Here is a 15,512-nt window from a genome sequence, read left to right as displayed (position 1 = left end):
GGTTGATGCGCGGCGCGCGCGAGGATCACGACTCGGGGACCGCGAGCGCCTCGGGCAGCATCGCGGCATGCGAGACGGACGGCGATGAGTCGCAGTACCGTCAGAGGGTGACCGACGACGAAGTGGCCGACCAGCCCCGACGGAACGAGACGGCGGACGAACGCGCCGACCGCAACTGGACCGAGGTGCTGCAGGAGCTGCGCGTGCTGCAGACCGGCACGCAGATCCTCACCGGTTTCCTGCTCGCCCTTGCCTTCCAGCCGGCGTTCGCGGACCTGGCGCTCGGTCGGAAGGGCCTGTACCTCGTGCTCATCGCGTTGAGCGCGCTGAGCTCCGTCCTCGCTCTCGCGCCGGTCGCCGCACACCGTGTGCTCTTCCGCGCAGGAGCGAAGCGCTCGGTGGTGACGGCCGGACACGTATGCCTGATCGCCGCCCTCGCGATCGTCTCGGTGCTGCTCGCGGGAGTCGTGGGATTCGTCTTCGATGTCGTGATCGGCGGAGCGTCGGGATGGATCGCGGGCTCGGTGCTTGCCGCTATCGCCGTGGTGACCTGGGTGCTCGTCCCGGTCACGGTCCGCACTGTTCGTCGAAAGCGCGCCGACTGAGACGCGGCGACGTCACCGGGCGCTCAGGCGCTTCCGTCGAAACCGTTCTGGCGCCACGCCTCGAACGTCGCGACCGCGGCAGCGTTCGCGAGGTTGAGCGAGCGTACGTCGGGGCGCATCGGGATCCTCAGGAGGTCGGTGACGCGCGGGTGGTGCAGCACCTTATCGGGCAGGCCCGTGGGCTCAGGGCCGAACAGCAGTGCATCGCCGGGGGAGTAGCTGACGTCCGTGAATGCGCGCGTCGCGTGTCCGGTGAAGGCATAGAGCGCCTCGACTCCGAGATCGGCGAGCGCGTCGAGAGCCGCGTCGAGATCCGCGTGCACGCGCACGTGCGCGAGATCGTGGTAATCGAGCCCGGCGCGCCGCAGCTTGGCATCCGAGAGGTCGAATCCGAGCGGTTCGACGAGGTGGAGAGTGCTGCCGGTGATGGCAGAGAGGCGGATCGCGTTGCCGGTGTTCGGCGGGATGCGCGGTTCGTAGAAGACGATGTGGAACACGGCGTCCTACGCTAGCGTGCGCGCCTCAGGCCTCGTCGCCCGAGACCTCGCCGTGAATCCGGCGCAGGTCCTCGAGAAGCGCTCCGATGAGGATCCAGTGGTCGCCGGTCGGCGCGACGACGGTGTACGGACGCGTGAGCGCAGGGAGTGTCTCCGTCACGGTGGGATCCGCCTTCGTGGTCGGCGTGCGGCGCAGCTCCAGGCGGACGTCGTGGGCGGCGCGACGCAGCTGTTCGGCGATGCCGATCACCGCCGCCTCGCTCGCCAGGTCGTCGTCGTATCGGTCGTAGTAGGCGCGCGTCATGCCGAGCACCTGGGTCACGACGGAGGACAGACGATTGAGGAGATCGCGCACGTCAGTAAGCTCACGCCGATGCCGTCGCCCGCGGGGGTTCAGTGTGAGCGAATCAGCCGCGTCGTCGATTGCGGTCTCGGCCGAGACGCGCATTGGACGCAGCAGGCGGGCCGTGAGGAGCAGTTCTTCGCGCGCGGCTGGTGACTGCGGCGCCTCGAGCGCGGACGCGAGACGTTCCATTGTGGCGGCGACCTCGTCGCCGAGCGCGTCGAGCGCGCGGTGCGCGGGGCCGACCGCCACCGGCGGGACCAGGACGAGGTTGACCACGAACCCGATGGCCGCACCGATCATCGTTTCGACGACGCGCGCCACCGCGTAGTCGGGGGTGGCCGCCCCGAGCGTCAGGATCAGCAGTGCGCTGATCCCGACTTGGTTCGTCGTGCCGGGCGTCATCTTCAGGGCCCAGGCTCCGACGAGCGAGACGACGATCGCGACCATCAGTACCCACGAGGCCTCGCCGAGCAGCAGTCCGAGCGCCGAGGCCACCACGACGCCCACGAGAACGCCGATCGAACGCTCGACGGCCTTCAGCATCGACTGGTTGACGCTCGGTTGGACGACGAGGAGCGCGGCGATGGCGGCAAAGACCGGGGCAGGCCCGTCGGGGATCGCCAGCACGGACAGGAACCACGCGGCGAGCGTCGCGACGGAGGACTTCACGACCTGCAACAGGGGCGATCGCCGCTGGGCCCGCACCGCCGAGATCACGCTCATGGCACCACCGTACGACGTGGGTGGGCGGTTGCCCGTCACCTGCGCCGCGCGGACTACGATGGCCTCATGGTGACGAGGCCTCCGAAACACGACATCGACGAGTCGAAGCTGACCGTCCGCCCCCGGCAGACGCACGCGGTCGGTGTGCCGGGAGTCGTGAACTCCCTGAAGATCTCGCTCGAGCAGATGGGTGTCAAGCGCACCGCCGAGACCCTGCTCCGAGTGAACCAGAAGGACGGGTTCGACTGCCCCGGCTGCGCGTGGCCGGAAGAGGACCGGCGCCACATGGCCGAGTTCTGCGAGAACGGCGCCAAGGCCGTCGCCGAGGAAGCGACGATCCGACGTATCGGACCGGAGTTCTTCGCCGAGCACTCGATCGAGGAGCTGCGCTCGCACGACGACTGGTGGCTCGGACAGCAGGGGCGCCTGACCCACCCGATGATCCTCGACGAGGGGGCGACGCACTATCGCCCGCTGTCCTGGGACGAGGCGCTCGACATCCTCGCCGACGAGCTGCGCGCGCTCGACGATCCTGACGAGGCGGTGTTCTACACCTCGGGCCGCACCTCGAACGAGGCGGCGTTCCTGTATCAGCTGCTCGTGCGTGGCTACGGCACGAACAACCTGCCCGACTGTTCGAACATGTGCCACGAGTCGAGCGGATCCGCTCTGGGGCAGACGCTGGGCATCGGCAAGGGCACCGTGTCGATCACCGACATCCACGATGCGGATCTGCTGATCATCGCCGGGCAGAACCCGGGGACGAACCACCCGCGCATGCTCACCGCGCTCGAGAAGGCGAAGCAGCGCGGCGCGACGATCGTCGCGATCAACCCGCTGCCCGAAGCCGGCCTCCTGCACTTCAAGAATCCGCAGACCGCGCGCGGCATGATCCTCGGCGGCACGCAGCTGACCGACGACTTCGTGCAGATCCGCCTCGGCGGCGACCAGGCGCTGTTCATCGGCATCGGCAAGCACCTCATCGAGCAGCACGCCATCCGCGGCGGCGTGCTCGACACAACCTTCATCGACGCCCACACCTCGGGTTACGCCGAGTACGCCGAGGCGGCCGAGCAGGTCTCCTGGAACGAGATCGAGGTCGCGACGGGCCTCGACGAGAAGCGGATCCGCGAGCTCGCGGAGCGCGTGCGCGCATCGTCCAAGACGATCGTCTGCTGGGCGATGGGGCTCACCCAGCACAAGCACTCCGTCGCCACCCTGCGCGATGTCGTCAACGTGCTCCTGCTTCAGGGCAACATCGGGCGACCCGGCGCCGGCGTGTGCCCCGTGCGCGGGCACTCCAACGTGCAGGGTGACCGCACGATGGGCATCTACGAGAAGCCTCCGACGGACTTCCTCGATGCTCTCGACGAGGAGTTCGCGTTCACGGCGCCGCGGGAACACGGATACGACACCGTCGCCGCGATCCGCGCCATGGACGCCGGGAAGGTGCGGTTCTTCCTCGCGGTCGGCGGCAACTTCGTCAGCGCCACCCCCGACACCGCGATCGTCGAGTCCGGCATGGCGAAGACGGGCCTCACGGCGCACGTGTCGACGAAGCTCAACCGCTCGCATGTCGTCACGGGCCGCCGCGCGATCATCCTGCCGACCCTCGGACGCACGGATCGCGATCGCCGAGGCTCGGGCGACCAGCGCGTGACGGTGGAGGATTCGATGGGCGCGGTGCACGGATCTCGGGGCCGTCTCGAGCCGCCATCGAGCGACATGCTGAGCGAGGTCGCGATCCTCGCTCGCCTGTGCGAGCGCGTGTTCGCGGGGCGCGAGGACGCTCCGCGCGCCGACTGGCAGGCACTGGAAGGCGACTACGCGCGGATCCGCGATCACATCTCGCGCGTCGTCCCCGGCTTCGAGCGGTACGAGGAGCGGATCCAGAAGGGGCGGACGTTCTACCTGCCGAACCCGCCTCGAGACACCCGCCAGTTCGCAACCGCGACCGGCAAGGCGATGTTCACCGCCAACCGCCTCGAGTACCCGCACATTCCCGCCGGACGCGTGCTCCTGCAGACGCTGCGGTCGCACGACCAGTACAACACCACGATCTACGGCAAGGACGACCGGTACCGTGGCATCCACGACGGCAGGCGCGTCGTGCTCACACATCCGGATGACATCCACGAGCAGGGCTTCGAGGATGGGGACATCGTCGACGTCGTGTCGGAGTGGCACGGCCCGAATGGCCTCGAGGAACGTCGCGCGGAGGAGTTCCGGCTCGTGTCCTACGACACGCCCCGACGAAACGCCGCAGCGTACTACCCCGAGACGAACGTTCTCGTGCCACTCGAATCGTTCGCGGACGACAGCGGCACGCCGACGTCGAAGTCGATCATCGTCCGGTTCGCGAGACGCGGGTAACTGATGGGACGCATCACGCAGCGACGCCCGGTCACGCGGATCACGCTCGGAGCCGAGCCGCGTCGACGACCGGACACGCTCGCGGTCGAGGAGCCGCTCGAGATCCGGGTCGCGGGCGAACCCCTGTCGGTGACGATGCGCACGCCCGGGCACGACGTCGAACTCGCGACGGGGTTCCTGCTCTCCGAGGGCGCGATCCGCGCCGGATCCGACGTCGTCGGCGCGATTCACTGCGGCGGCCCCGGAACGGGGGGTGCGGACAACACCTACAACGTCCTCGACATCGCGCTCGCGCCAGGCGTCCCGCTTCCCGGGGCGGAGATGGCTCGCCGCGTCTATATGACGAGCTCGTGCGGCGTGTGCGGCAAGGCATCGATCGACGCGGTGCGCACGGAGTCGGTGTACGACGTGTCGACGGATCCGCTGGAGATCGACGCCGCGATGCTCGCGACCTTTCCCGACGCGCTGCGCGCGCAGCAGGAGGTCTTCGACAAGACCGGCGGGCTGCACGCGGCGGCGCTGTTCGACGGCCGCACGGGCGAGCTCATCGTCCTGCGAGAGGACGTGGGTCGCCACAACGCGGTCGACAAGGTGGTCGGTTGGGCGGCGATGAACGACCACGTCCCCTTGGCGGGGCACATCCTGATGGTCTCGGGGCGCGTGGCGTTCGAACTCGCGCAGAAGGCGGCAATGGCAGGAATCCCGATGATCGCCGCGGTGTCAGCGCCGTCGAGCCTGGCCGTCGAGCTGGCCGCCGAAGCCGGCATGACGCTCGTGGGCTTCCTCCGCGGCGATCGCATGAACGTCTACGCGGGCGCGCAACGCGTGCTCACGCCCGAGGTTTCATCGACGCGTCACGAGCTCGTCACCTGAGCGCGCGTCGACGTTAACCCCTCCGGAGGAGGGTGAGCGAACGGTTCGGATGGAACCGCCCGTCGCTCGCTACCGGAGGACCGATGCCGCACGACGACGCGCCGCTGGCGTGGGTCGAATCGCCCCTGCAGATGATCGGCGCGGCGGAGTGGGCCGCGGCCCATCGCACTCGCGTCGACCTGGCGGCGCGACTCGCACCGCAGGTCGAGAAGACGGCAGGTGTGCTCAATCGACTCGATGCCCTGTTCGGTGAGCAGGCCGGCTATTACGGAATCCCGTGGCGAACGCTGCGTCGTCACGACCATTGGCTTGTCGGTGACGGATTCTCGGGGCAGTTCCGGCTGGCGGTCACCGTGCTGCGCCCGCGCCGACTCACGTTCCTCGACGACGGGCTCGCCACTCTCGACTTCGTCGACGCCATCGCTGGAGCGCGCCCGCTCACGCGCCCGGGCGTTGCCGAGCGCGCTGTGGCACGACGCCTCGCGCCGCTCGCGCTCGACGCGATCCGGCTGCGGGCCGTCGCTGGTGACGCCAGGATCTTCACAACGTTCGACCTGGGCGAGGGGCGCGCGGGTCGGCTGCGGGATCTCGGCGTCCGAGTCCAGCTCCACGCGTTCGAGTGGCTGCGCGCGGCGGCCGCAAGGACTCCAGCGGCTGCCGCAGTGCGCGAGGATCGCGTGATCCTGGGTAGCGCACGCGTCGTCGACCGGCATATGCCGCGAACAGAATACTTACAGTGGGTGCGAGACAGCGCGCGCGGTGCCGACACGGCGTATCTGCCGCACCGTCGCGAGGAAGAGGATGTGCTCGCGGCGGTCGCGGCGCTTCCGCGCGTACGGGTCGTGCGTACGGGACTCCCCATCGAACTCGTTCTCGCCGGTCGACGCGTCCCGCGCGAGATCGTGACGCTGCCGACGAGCGCCGCGACGACGCTGCGGCGAGTGCTCGAGGGATCGCCGGTCGTCGTTCGCGAGCGGCCATTCGTGACGCCGGAAGGGGCGGTGCGATGACGTCGGGTGTCGTCGCGATCATTCCCGCGCGCGGGGGGTCCCGGGGCGTTCCGGGGAAGAACGTCGCCCGCGTCGGCGGCATTCCGCTCGTGGCGCGCGCCGTTCGCTCGGCCCGCGCCGCCGGCATCGATCACGTCGTCGTGTCGACCGACGACGAACAGATCGCGCAGACCGCGCGTGCATGGAGCGCGGAGCTGGTCGCGCGACCCGCGGAGCTCGCGGGGGACGCGGCGACGTCGGAGTCCGCGCTGTTGCACGCACTCGACGTGCTCGCTGACCGCGGCGTACGTCCGCAGGTCCTGGCGTTCCTGCAGGCGACGAGTCCCTTCATCCCCGCAGCCGGCTTGCGCGACGCCGTGGCGCGCGTCTCCTCCGGCGACGCCGACAGCGTGTTCTCCGCGCGCGCATCTGGCGAGTTCGTCTGGACGAGGCGCGGGGGCGCGACAGTGCCAACCGGACACGATGCCCGTGACCGTCCGCGCCGCCAGGACCGGCCGCCGCAGCTCGTCGAGACGGGGGCGTTCTACGTCATGGACGCCGCGGGATTCCGCGCCGCAGCCCATCGGTTCTTCGGACGCCTCGACGCGCAAGAGGTGCCGGCGGAGACGGCGATCGAGATCGACACTCCGGCACAGCTCGAGGTCGCGCGCGCGATCGCGCACCTCGAGCCGGATCCCGCCGACGCGCTCATCGACGTCGACGCCGTCGTCACTGACTTCGACGGTGTCCACACCGACGACACCGTGAGTGTCGACCAGCACGGCACCGAGTCGGTGCGCGTCAGCCGGTCGGATGGGATGGGTGTACGGCTGCTGCGGGAAGCAGGCATCTCGGTCCTCATCCTGTCGACCGAGCGCAATCCGGTCGTCGCGGCCCGCGCGGCGAAGCTCGGCGTGGAGGTCATCCACGCGGTCGAGGACAAGGGCCGCGCGCTCGTGCAATGGGCGGAGCGAGTGGGCGTCCCTCTCGCGCGTATCGCGTACGTGGGCAACGACATCAACGATGCTTCGGCGCTCGATCTCGTCGGATGGCCCGTCGCGGTTCCCTCCGCGCACCCCGAGGCGTCAGCGCGGGCCCGGCTGATCCTCACACGATCGGGCGGCGACGGTGCCATCCGTCAGCTCGCAGAGTTGGTCCTGGCCGCACGCGTCGGAGTTTCGGCGCAACCAGAAGGGAGACGCCGATGAGCGTCATGATCGGTTCTCGTCAGATCGGCGGGGGCGCGCCCGCCCTCGTCATCGCGGAGATCGGGCTCAATCACAACGGGTCTGTCGAGCTCGCCAAACAGCTCATCGACGTTGCCGCGGACGCGGGGGCGGATGCGGTGAAGTTCCAGAAGCGCACGCCGGAGATCTGCACGCCCGAACACATGCGAGACGTCCCGCGAGAGACGCCGTGGGGAACGATGACCTACCTCGAGTACCGACACCGCGTCGAGTTCGGGCGCGACGAGTACATCGAGATCGGCGATCACGCCGTCATGCGCGGTCTCGAATGGTTCGCCTCGCCGTGGGATGTGCCGAGCGTGGAGTTCCTCGAGGAGCTCGATGTCGTCGCGCACAAGGTTGCCTCGGCCAGCGTCACTGACCTGGAGTTGCTCGCCGCGCTGCGCGACACAGGCAAGCCGATCATCCTCTCGACCGGGATGTCGACGATGCCGGAGATCGATCGAGCTGTCGACACTCTCGGCACGAGCGACCTCACGATCCTGCATGCGACATCGACCTATCCGCTCGAGCCGACCGAAGCGAACCTGCGGATGATCCCGGTGCTGCGCGATCGGTTCCCTGGCGTTCCGATCGGCTACTCCGGGCATGAACGTGGCCTGCAGATCTCGCTGGCGGCGGTCGCACTCGGCGCCGTCGCGGTCGAACGTCACATCACTCTCGATCGGACGATGTGGGGATCCGATCACGCCGCCTCGCTCGAGCCCGGCGGTCTCGCGACGCTCGTGCGTGACATCCGCATCATCGAGGCCGCGCGCGGCGACGGTGTCAAGCACGTCTATGCGAGCGAGGAGGCCCCGCGGGCCAAGCTCCGTCGTGTCCTGTCGTGACGTCGCAACGCGGACGAACCGCGGCGGGGAACACAGCGATACGCGTCGTGGCGGTCGCCGACACCGACTCCTATGTGAAGTGGGCGGCCGCCCTCGTCGCGGATCGACGCATCGACGGTGAGCTCGTGGTGCTCGATACGGAGGTCGCCGTCAGCGACGTGCAGCTCCGTGCCGCGCTGACCGGATCCGGGCTGCCCCCCGAGCGGGCGCGACGCGCGTCGTTCACCGACCTGCCCGCCCGGCTTGCGCGCGCCGACGTCGTCGTCGCGGCGGCGCGCGGTCCGGTCGCGCGCGTCGTCGCACGGGAGGCCTCGCGACGAGATCCGTGCCCCGTGATCGTGTCCGGACTACCGGGAATCTCGGTACCCGCGACGTGGCGCGCGCTGCACTTCCGGCGCCGATGCGACCTGATGATCGTGCACTCCCATCGGGAGGTGCGTGAGTTCCGTGCCCTAGCGAAGGAACGCGCCATCGACCAGCGGTTCGCGCTCGCGACGTTGCCGTTCGCTCGCAGGATCGCCGATGCTGATCCGGCGGGCCGGGGTGGCACCGACCTCGTCTTCGCCGCCCAGGCGATCGTGCCGCGAGCGCGAGAAGATCGAAGGCGCGTGGCACGGATCCTCGTCGAGACGGCGAAGGCGACGCCGGATGCCCGCGTCGTCGTCAAGCTGCGCGGGCGTCCGGGGGAGCACGAGACGCATCGCGAGGAGGACGGATACGTCGATCTCCTCACCGAACTCGGACCGCTGCCGGCAAACCTCGTCGTGTCGTACGAACCGATGTCGCGCGCCCTGGACCGCGCCGAGGGGTTGGTGACGGTCAGCTCCACGGCCGCGATCGAGGCGGCCGCACGTGGCATCCCGGTAGTTGCGCTTGATACGTTCGGCGTCGACGAGACCCTCATCAACACGGTGTTCCGCGGAAGCGGACTGCTGGGGACCGCCGACGACGTGATTGCACGCCGGATGCGTCACCCGGATCCCGGCTGGCTCGGCGACAACTATTTCCATGACGTGGAGGACGACACGTGGATCCCCATGCTGCGCGACCTTGTGCGGTGCCGCACCGCGGGAGATCTTGCGCCACGTGCGGTGTCGGAGCCGGTTGGTGGCGCGCTGCGGGACGCATGGCACCGTCGGCTCGCGATCGGTAGCCGTGACCGAACCTTCTCGGGCGCCGTCGCGGTTGCCATCGGTGTCCCCGCGCGGTACCTTATGCACGCGGTGCGCGCGCTCCTCAGGCTTCGCGCGTGAGGACTTCCTCGCCGTCCGCCCGAGGTGGAGAGATCCTCACCTCGCGTGAGTGATCCCACGGCTCTTCCCAGCCGAGCTCCGCGAGCAGGCGATCGATGATTCCGCCGGTGAAGCCCCAGACGAAATAGTCGGTGTCGTGGACCGAGAGATTCCAGGCGGGGCCCCTCAACCTGTCTCCGTCGTGGCTGACGACGCTCGAGACGCGGTTCGCCGGGTCGATCAGGTCGGCGACGGGTGCACGGAAGACGGCCTCGCTCTCCGCCACGTCGACCACGCCGACCGGGGACGGTTGGCGCCACCAGGCGATCACGGGAGTGACGCGGTGGTTGGAATACGGGAGGATGAGCTCGCCGAGCGCCCCGATCACCTCGACGCCTGACGTGTCGAGACCGGTCTCCTCGCGCGCTTCGCGGAGCGCTGCGGCGATCGGGCCGTCGTCCTCGGGATCCACGCGTCCTCCCGGGAATGCCACCTGGCCCGGGTGCGAGCGCAACGTCGAGGCACGGCGCAACAGCAGGAGGTCGAGGTCCTTCGACACGGCCGCGTTCTTCGCCTCGTGCTCGGCGGGGATCGCGTCGAGCATGCCGAAGAGAATCAAGACAGCCGCGGGACGCTTGTTCGTCGCGCCTTCGCGCGGACCGGGCGGGTTCCAGATGGGATCCGAACCCGCCCGGCTCACGAGATCGCGCAGTTGCGCATAAGCGACACGCATGCCTTCGATGCTACGACGACTCCGTGGGGTGGGGCGCCGTGGCCACCGGATCAGCGGAACTCGAGGCTGCCACCCGGGCGGTTCAGGAGCACCACCGGCGTGATCGTCGGGTGACCCGCCTCGCGGATCTTCGCGAGATCGACCCGCACGAGGGGGGTGCCCTCATCGACCAGGTCACCGGTCTTCACGAGGGGCTCGAAGCCGTCTCCGCCCATGCCGACCGTCTCGAGGCCGATGTGTACAAGAATCTCGACGTCGTCGTCGGTGACGATCGCGACCGCGTGGCCGGTGTCGAAGATGTGCCCGACACGACCGGGGGCGGGGGAACGCACGGTGTCTCCGGTCGGCTCGATGGCGAGCCCTGGGCCCATGACCTCGTCGGCGAACGTCGGATCCGGCACGGCGCTCAGGGGCTTCACCTCGCCATCGATCGGCTGCAGCAGACGCACGACCGCGGTGTCCGTCGCGGCAAGCGTCTGCACGCTGTCGGTCGCGGGCGTCGCGGCCGGGACGTCGCCACTCGAGGGAGCGACGCGGCCGGACATGACCTGCTCCATCGCGTCCTTCACGAACTGCACGTTGAGGCCGTAGACGACCTGCACCGAGTGCCCGCCCGGCTTCATGGTCCCGGCGGCTCCGGCACGTTTGAGTGCGCTGTCGTCGACGCGTGAGACGTCGTCGATCTCGAGGCGCAGGCGCGTGGCGCAGTTATCGAGTCTCGTGATGTTCTCCGTGCCGCCGAGGGCGTCGATGAAGCGGCTCGCGGTCGCGACGTACTTCGCGTCGACGTCTGTCTCGTCCTCTTCGTCGGCGATCTCGTCGTCGTCCTCGCGACCGATGGTCTTCAGCTGCCACTTCCGGATGACGAAGGTGAACACGAGGAAGTACACGACGAACCACGCGATGCCGAGCAGCAGGAGCATCCAGGGGTTCTGGGCGAGCGGGTTGTTCCAGCCGAGCCCGAGGTCGATCGCGCCGGCCGAGAACCCGAAGCCCATGCGCGCAGGCAGCAGCGCCGTGATCGCCATCGAAATGCCCGTGAACAGGGCGTGAATGCCGTAGAGCACGGGCGCGAGGAACATGAAGGAGAATTCGAGCGGCTCGGTGATGCCGACGAAGAACGACGCGAACGCGGCGGAGAAGAGGATGCCGCCGGCGACCTTCTTCCGGCTCGAGCGTGCCGTGACGTACATCGCGAGTGCGGCACCCGGCAGTCCGAACATCATGATCGGGAAGAAGCCGGACGTGTACATCCCGGTAATGCCGGGTTCTCCCGTGCCGTTGAGGAAGTTCGAGATGTCGTTGATGCCCGCCACGTCGAACCAGAACACGGAGTTGAGGGCGTGGTGCAGGCCGAACGGGATCAGCAGACGGTTGAAGAAGCCGTAGATGCCAGCGCCGGCGGCGCCCAGGCCGACGATCCACTCGCCGAACGATACGAGGCCCTGGTACACGAACGGCCAGACGAAGAACAGCGCGGTCGCGAGGATGAGGGAGATCCCGGCGGCGACGATTGCCACCGCACGCTTGCCCGAGAAGAATGCGAGCCAGTCCGGGAGCTTGGTCTCGTGGAACCGGTTGTAGGCGAACGCACCGATGAGTCCGCACAGGATGCCGACGAACGCATTCTGGATGTTCGCGAACGCCGGATCGGCATCGGCGACGTCGACGCCGCTGAGGTCGGCAACGCTCTCGGGCGCGAGAAGAACCGTGACGACGAGCCACGACACGAGCCCCGCGAGGGCGGCCACGCCGTCGGACTTCCGCGACATGCCGAAGGCGATGCCGATCGCGAAGAGGACGGCGAGATTGTCGATGACCGCGCCGCCCGCGGCCGAGAGGAATGCACTGACGACATTGACGCCAGCGGTGTTCTCAATCCAGTTGCCGATCCCCATGAGGATTGCGGCGACGGGCATGACGGCGATGGGTAGCATCAGCGACTTGCCGAGGTTCTGCATGAATTTCATTCGGGATCTCCGACGTTCTGTGAGATGGATCGCAGTGACACTACCCCGTCACAAGACCGCCGCGACAGAGGGTGCGCGGAACGACGCGTCGAGGATCTCCTCGCGCAACCGGCCTGAGCGTTCGGCGAGGGCGCGTTGGCGGCGCACGTACTCGGCCTTTCCCTCGGCGGTCTCGATGCGCACGGGATCGACGCCGAAGTCGGAGAGATCGTACGGCGCCGCGGCCATGTCCAGCAGCCGGGCGTCGCTCGCGAGCTCGAACGCGTCGAGCAGGAGTTCGCCCGGAACGAGCGGTCCAAGCTTCACCGCCCACTTGTAGACGTCCATGCCGGCATGCAGGCAGCCGGGCTGTTCGCGCTCCGCCTGATCCTCGCGTTGCAGCGGCTCGCGATTGCGTGGCACGGCCTCCGCGGTGAAGAAGCGGAAGGCGTCGAAATGGGTGCAGCGCAGTTCATGCGCGTCGACGACGGCATCGGTGCCGCTCGTGCCGAGGCGCAGCGGCTGCGGGTGTCGGTGCTCGCTCTGGCGGTAGACCATCGCCCACTCGTGCAGCCCGAAGCAGTCGAACTGCCCTGGCCGTTCGGCGGTCCGTCGCAGCATGATCTCCGCAAGACGCACGATCTGACGCTTCTCGCGCCGGAACGCCGCGTCATCGACGGTCAGGGAACCGGAAGCCGACCCCGTGACGTACCAGCGCCAGGACCCGCGGGCATCGTCGGCGGCGCCCGCGAGCTCGACGCTCGCGCCAGGATGCCAGCGCTCGAGGAGCGAGGGCCGATACCCGTAATAGGTGAACAGGAAGTCCCACACAGGGTGCTTCTCACCGCGCTGACGCCGCGCGCGGTGCTCGCGCGTCAGTTCGCGTGCGCGCTCGATGTGCGCGGCCTCGCGAGCGTGCCAGGCGTCCCGCGTGAGCGTGATCATGTCAGCGCGCGAGCACGGATCCCATCGCGCGCGACAGATACCACGGGTCGAGCACGCTGGTGAGTTCGCGGGCGGAGTGCATCGAGAGGATCGGCACGCCGACATCGACCGTCCGGATGCCGAGGCGCGTCGCCGAGATCGGACCGATCGTCGACCCACACGGCAGTGCGTTGTTCGACACGAACTCCTGCGTCGGGACATCCGCCGACTGACAGGCGGCGTTCCACTCGGCGGCGCCGTGCGCGTCGGTCGCGTAGCGCTGGTTCGCGTTGATCTTCAGGATCGGACCGCCGCCCGCGACGGGCTGGTTCGCCGTGTCGTGACGGTCGGCATAGTTCGGGTGGATCGCGTGTCCGACGTCGCTCGAGATGTGCAGTGAGGCGGCAAAGCTGCGGGCGCGGTCCTCGGCCGTCGCCCCGAACGCCGTGAGGATGCGCGTGAGGACTTCTTCGTGGAACGGTCCGGCCGCGCCGGAGCGCGTCGCGGATCCGATCTCTTCGTGATCGAACGCGGCGAACATTGCGATGGTGTCGGTCGGCCTGATGTCTGCGATCGCGACAAGCCCGGCGTGCGTCGAGAGCAGGTTGTCGAGGCGACCACTCGCGAACAGTGCATCATCGGCGCCGAACGTGCGCGGCGGCTGCGTGTCGGCCGCCACCACGTCGATCCCGCCGATCTGAGCCGGATCCACGTCGGCCTCGCGCGCGAGGACCGCGAGGATGTCGGCGCTCTCGGCCTCACCGAGACCCCACACGGGAGCGGTATGGCGCTGCTTGTCGAGCGTGAGTCCCTCATTGACCTGGCGGTCGAGGTGGATGGCGAGCTGCGGGATCCGGGCGAGTGGGCCGGTGCGCACGCGGTGCTCGGCGCCGTCGAGCATGACGAGGCGCCCGGCGAGGCACAGCTCGCGGTCGAGCCATGAGTTCAGCAGCGGGCCGCCGTACACCTCCCAGCCGAGCTGCCACCAGCCGCCGGGTCCCGTCGTCGTCGGGCGCGGCTTGAGCTTGAACCCGGGGGAGTCGGTGTGTGCGCCGACGATGCGGAACGGCGTCGTCGGCGCGACGGCGGCGGGAAGCGCGAACGCGATGACGGACCCCTCGCGCACGACGACGTAGCGGCCGCCCGCGGACAGCTCCCAGGCGTCGGCCTCGGCGAGGCGGGCGAAGCCGCCGGCCTGCAGCCGGCGCGCTGCCTCCTCGGCGGCGTGGTAGGAGGACGGCGACGCCTCGACGAAGGCGGCGAGGTCGTCGATGTGCGCGCGGGCGTCAGCGGGAATCTCGTGGGTCACGCTGTCCATTGTCTCCCACGTGCACAGGCGCGCCCATCAGGCCGGATCGATGAGGCTCGGCTCGTCGTTGCGCACATTGCCGACAGCCCGGCCGACTTCGTGCCATGCGAAGGCTTCGGCGACGCGCGGGGCGTCTTCGATCGCGGCGTCGAGGACGTCGCGTGGCTCGTCGAGATCGGTGTCGAGCCATGCGTCCGCATGGTCGGCGTCGAGGAACACAGGCATCCGGTGATGGATCGAACCGAGGCCGCCGACGCTCGAGCGCGTGAGGATCGTGAAGCTCAGCACCCACGCGTCGTCGGGGTCGCGCCACCACTCGTACAGTCCCGCGAAGAGCAGCGGATCGCCGGCCTCATGGTGGACGAACAGCGGCACCTTTCCGTCGTCGTCCTTCTTCCACTCGTAGTAGCCCGTGGCCGGCACGACGGCGCGGCGCGCACGGAGCGCGGAGCGGAACATCGGCTTCTGCTCGAGCTCCTCCGATCGCGCGTTGAAGGCGCGTGAGCCGATCGAGAGATCCTTCGCCCATCCCGGAACGAGCCCCCAGCGGGCCGACTCGAGGCGGCGCGTGGGCGGGGTCGTCTTCGCGGAATCGACGACGATCGCAGCGCTCTGCGTCGGGGCGACGTTGTACGAGGGCGCGGGCAGGTCGTCACTGACCAGATCCACCCTGAGCTCGCTCACGAGCTCGCTGCCGACGCGGGCCACGACGAATCGTCCGCACATGCTTCGAGGCTAGGGCACGACCACGCGTTGTGGCAGCCCCACCGCGCGCGGTGGCGACTCCGATGATGCTGGGCGTTCTCGAAATAACGCCCGTCGGTTCGCCTCATACTGCGGCGTTCGCACCTCTCACCGCGGGGTTCTGGGCATAATGGTGAA

At 69.0% G+C, this 15,512-nt stretch carries 14 protein-coding genes; 7 read left to right on the top strand and 7 right to left on the bottom strand.

Annotation, left to right across the window (positions count from 1 at the left end; translation table 11 throughout):
• Positions 1-107: 107 nt before the first annotated feature.
• Positions 108-605, top strand: a complete 498-nt coding sequence (locus IEW87_RS10335; RefSeq protein ID WP_188712140.1) for a DUF6328 family protein — start codon at positions 108-110, stop codon at positions 603-605.
• 23 nt (positions 606-628) lie between these two features.
• Here the strand turns inward: IEW87_RS10335 and IEW87_RS10330 are convergent, their stop codons facing one another.
• Entirely contained in the window at positions 629-1,102 is a 474-nt protein-coding gene (locus IEW87_RS10330; protein WP_188712139.1) for a tRNA (cytidine(34)-2'-O)-methyltransferase, read from the bottom strand.
• A gap of 25 nt (positions 1,103-1,127) precedes the next feature.
• Positions 1,128-2,171, bottom strand: a complete 1,044-nt coding sequence (locus IEW87_RS10325; RefSeq protein WP_188712138.1) for an FUSC family protein — start codon at positions 2,169-2,171, stop codon at positions 1,128-1,130.
• Positions 2,172-2,237: 66 nt separating this feature from the next.
• Between IEW87_RS10325 and IEW87_RS10320 the strand changes: the two genes are divergently transcribed.
• The 6 genes from IEW87_RS10320 to IEW87_RS10295 are packed head-to-tail and all read left to right on the top strand — an operon-like array spanning position 2,238 to position 9,736.
• Complete coding sequence (locus IEW87_RS10320) at positions 2,238-4,544, top strand: FdhF/YdeP family oxidoreductase (RefSeq protein ID WP_188712137.1); 2,307 nt, start codon at positions 2,238-2,240, stop codon at positions 4,542-4,544.
• Between the two features lie 3 nt (positions 4,545-4,547).
• Positions 4,548-5,417, top strand: a complete 870-nt coding sequence (gene fdhD, locus IEW87_RS10315; protein WP_188712136.1) for a formate dehydrogenase accessory sulfurtransferase FdhD — start codon at positions 4,548-4,550, stop codon at positions 5,415-5,417.
• A 32-nt stretch (positions 5,418-5,449) separates the two neighbouring features.
• A complete protein-coding gene (locus IEW87_RS10310; RefSeq protein WP_229731085.1) occupies positions 5,450-6,427 on the top strand; it encodes a hypothetical protein in 978 nt (325 codons plus the stop codon).
• Entirely contained in the window at positions 6,424-7,614 is a 1,191-nt protein-coding gene (locus IEW87_RS10305; RefSeq protein ID WP_188712135.1) for an acylneuraminate cytidylyltransferase, read from the top strand. Before IEW87_RS10310 ends, IEW87_RS10305 begins: the two co-directional genes overlap by 4 nt.
• Positions 7,611-8,483, top strand: a complete 873-nt coding sequence (locus IEW87_RS10300) for an N-acetylneuraminate synthase family protein (RefSeq protein WP_188712134.1) — start codon at positions 7,611-7,613, stop codon at positions 8,481-8,483. Before IEW87_RS10305 ends, IEW87_RS10300 begins: the two co-directional genes overlap by 4 nt.
• Positions 8,484-8,530: 47 nt before the next feature.
• Positions 8,531-9,736 (top strand): DUF6716 putative glycosyltransferase, encoded by a 1,206-nt coding sequence (locus IEW87_RS10295; RefSeq protein WP_188712133.1) that lies wholly within the window; start codon positions 8,531-8,533, stop codon positions 9,734-9,736.
• On the opposite strand, the gene IEW87_RS10290 is transcribed toward IEW87_RS10295, so the two are convergent.
• From IEW87_RS10290 to IEW87_RS10270, 5 genes are read right to left on the bottom strand one after another with little or no spacing between them, the layout of a single operon-like run.
• The gene (locus IEW87_RS10290; RefSeq protein WP_188712132.1) at positions 9,720-10,448 is read right to left on the bottom strand and encodes an NUDIX hydrolase; all 729 of its coding nucleotides are present in this window, start codon (positions 10,446-10,448) and stop codon (positions 9,720-9,722) included. The genes IEW87_RS10295 and IEW87_RS10290 overlap by 17 nt on opposite strands.
• A gap of 50 nt (positions 10,449-10,498) precedes the next feature.
• On the bottom strand, positions 10,499-12,418 hold the full coding sequence (nagE, locus tag IEW87_RS10285) for an N-acetylglucosamine-specific PTS transporter subunit IIBC (protein ID WP_188712131.1): 1,920 nt from the start codon (positions 12,416-12,418) through the stop codon (positions 10,499-10,501).
• Positions 12,419-12,466: 48 nt separating this feature from the next.
• Positions 12,467-13,342 (bottom strand): 3-methyladenine DNA glycosylase, encoded by an 876-nt coding sequence (locus IEW87_RS10280; protein WP_188712130.1) that lies wholly within the window; start codon positions 13,340-13,342, stop codon positions 12,467-12,469.
• A gap of 1 nt (position 13,343) precedes the next feature.
• Positions 13,344-14,630 carry a M18 family aminopeptidase gene (locus tag IEW87_RS10275; protein WP_229731084.1) on the bottom strand — a complete coding sequence of 429 codons (1,287 nt, stop codon included), beginning with the start codon at positions 14,628-14,630 and terminating at the stop codon, positions 13,344-13,346.
• A 36-nt stretch (positions 14,631-14,666) separates the two neighbouring features.
• Entirely contained in the window at positions 14,667-15,356 is a 690-nt protein-coding gene (locus IEW87_RS10270) for an SOS response-associated peptidase (RefSeq protein WP_188712128.1), read from the bottom strand.
• Between the last annotated feature and the right edge of the window lie 156 nt (positions 15,357-15,512).

Origin of the sequence: Microbacterium faecale, assembly GCF_014640975.1 — a bacterium.
GTDB classification, from domain to species: domain Bacteria; phylum Actinomycetota; class Actinomycetes; order Actinomycetales; family Microbacteriaceae; genus Microbacterium; species Microbacterium faecale.
Note: the sequence above shows the minus strand (reverse complement) of the source record. Positions and strands in the feature narration are given on the sequence as shown.

What these genes read in the sequence shown, in the direction of transcription:
- IEW87_RS10325 (WP_188712138.1), bottom strand. Translation starts at nt 2,171, where the DNA reads ATGAGCGTGATCTCGGCGGTGCGGGCCCAGCGGCGATCGCCCCTGTTG.
- IEW87_RS10320 (WP_188712137.1), top strand. Translation starts at nt 2,238, where the DNA reads ATGGTGACGAGGCCTCCGAAACACGACATCGACGAGTCGAAGCTGACC.
- fdhD (WP_188712136.1), top strand. Translation starts at nt 4,548, where the DNA reads ATGGGACGCATCACGCAGCGACGCCCGGTCACGCGGATCACGCTCGGA.
- IEW87_RS10305 (WP_188712135.1), top strand. Translation starts at nt 6,424, where the DNA reads ATGACGTCGGGTGTCGTCGCGATCATTCCCGCGCGCGGGGGGTCCCGG.
- IEW87_RS10300 (WP_188712134.1), top strand. Translation starts at nt 7,611, where the DNA reads ATGAGCGTCATGATCGGTTCTCGTCAGATCGGCGGGGGCGCGCCCGCC.
- IEW87_RS10290 (WP_188712132.1), bottom strand. Translation starts at nt 10,448, where the DNA reads ATGCGTGTCGCTTATGCGCAACTGCGCGATCTCGTGAGCCGGGCGGGT.
- nagE (WP_188712131.1), bottom strand. Translation starts at nt 12,418, where the DNA reads ATGAAATTCATGCAGAACCTCGGCAAGTCGCTGATGCTACCCATCGCC.
- IEW87_RS10280 (WP_188712130.1), bottom strand. Translation starts at nt 13,342, where the DNA reads ATGATCACGCTCACGCGGGACGCCTGGCACGCTCGCGAGGCCGCGCAC.
- IEW87_RS10270 (WP_188712128.1), bottom strand. Translation starts at nt 15,356, where the DNA reads ATGTGCGGACGATTCGTCGTGGCCCGCGTCGGCAGCGAGCTCGTGAGC.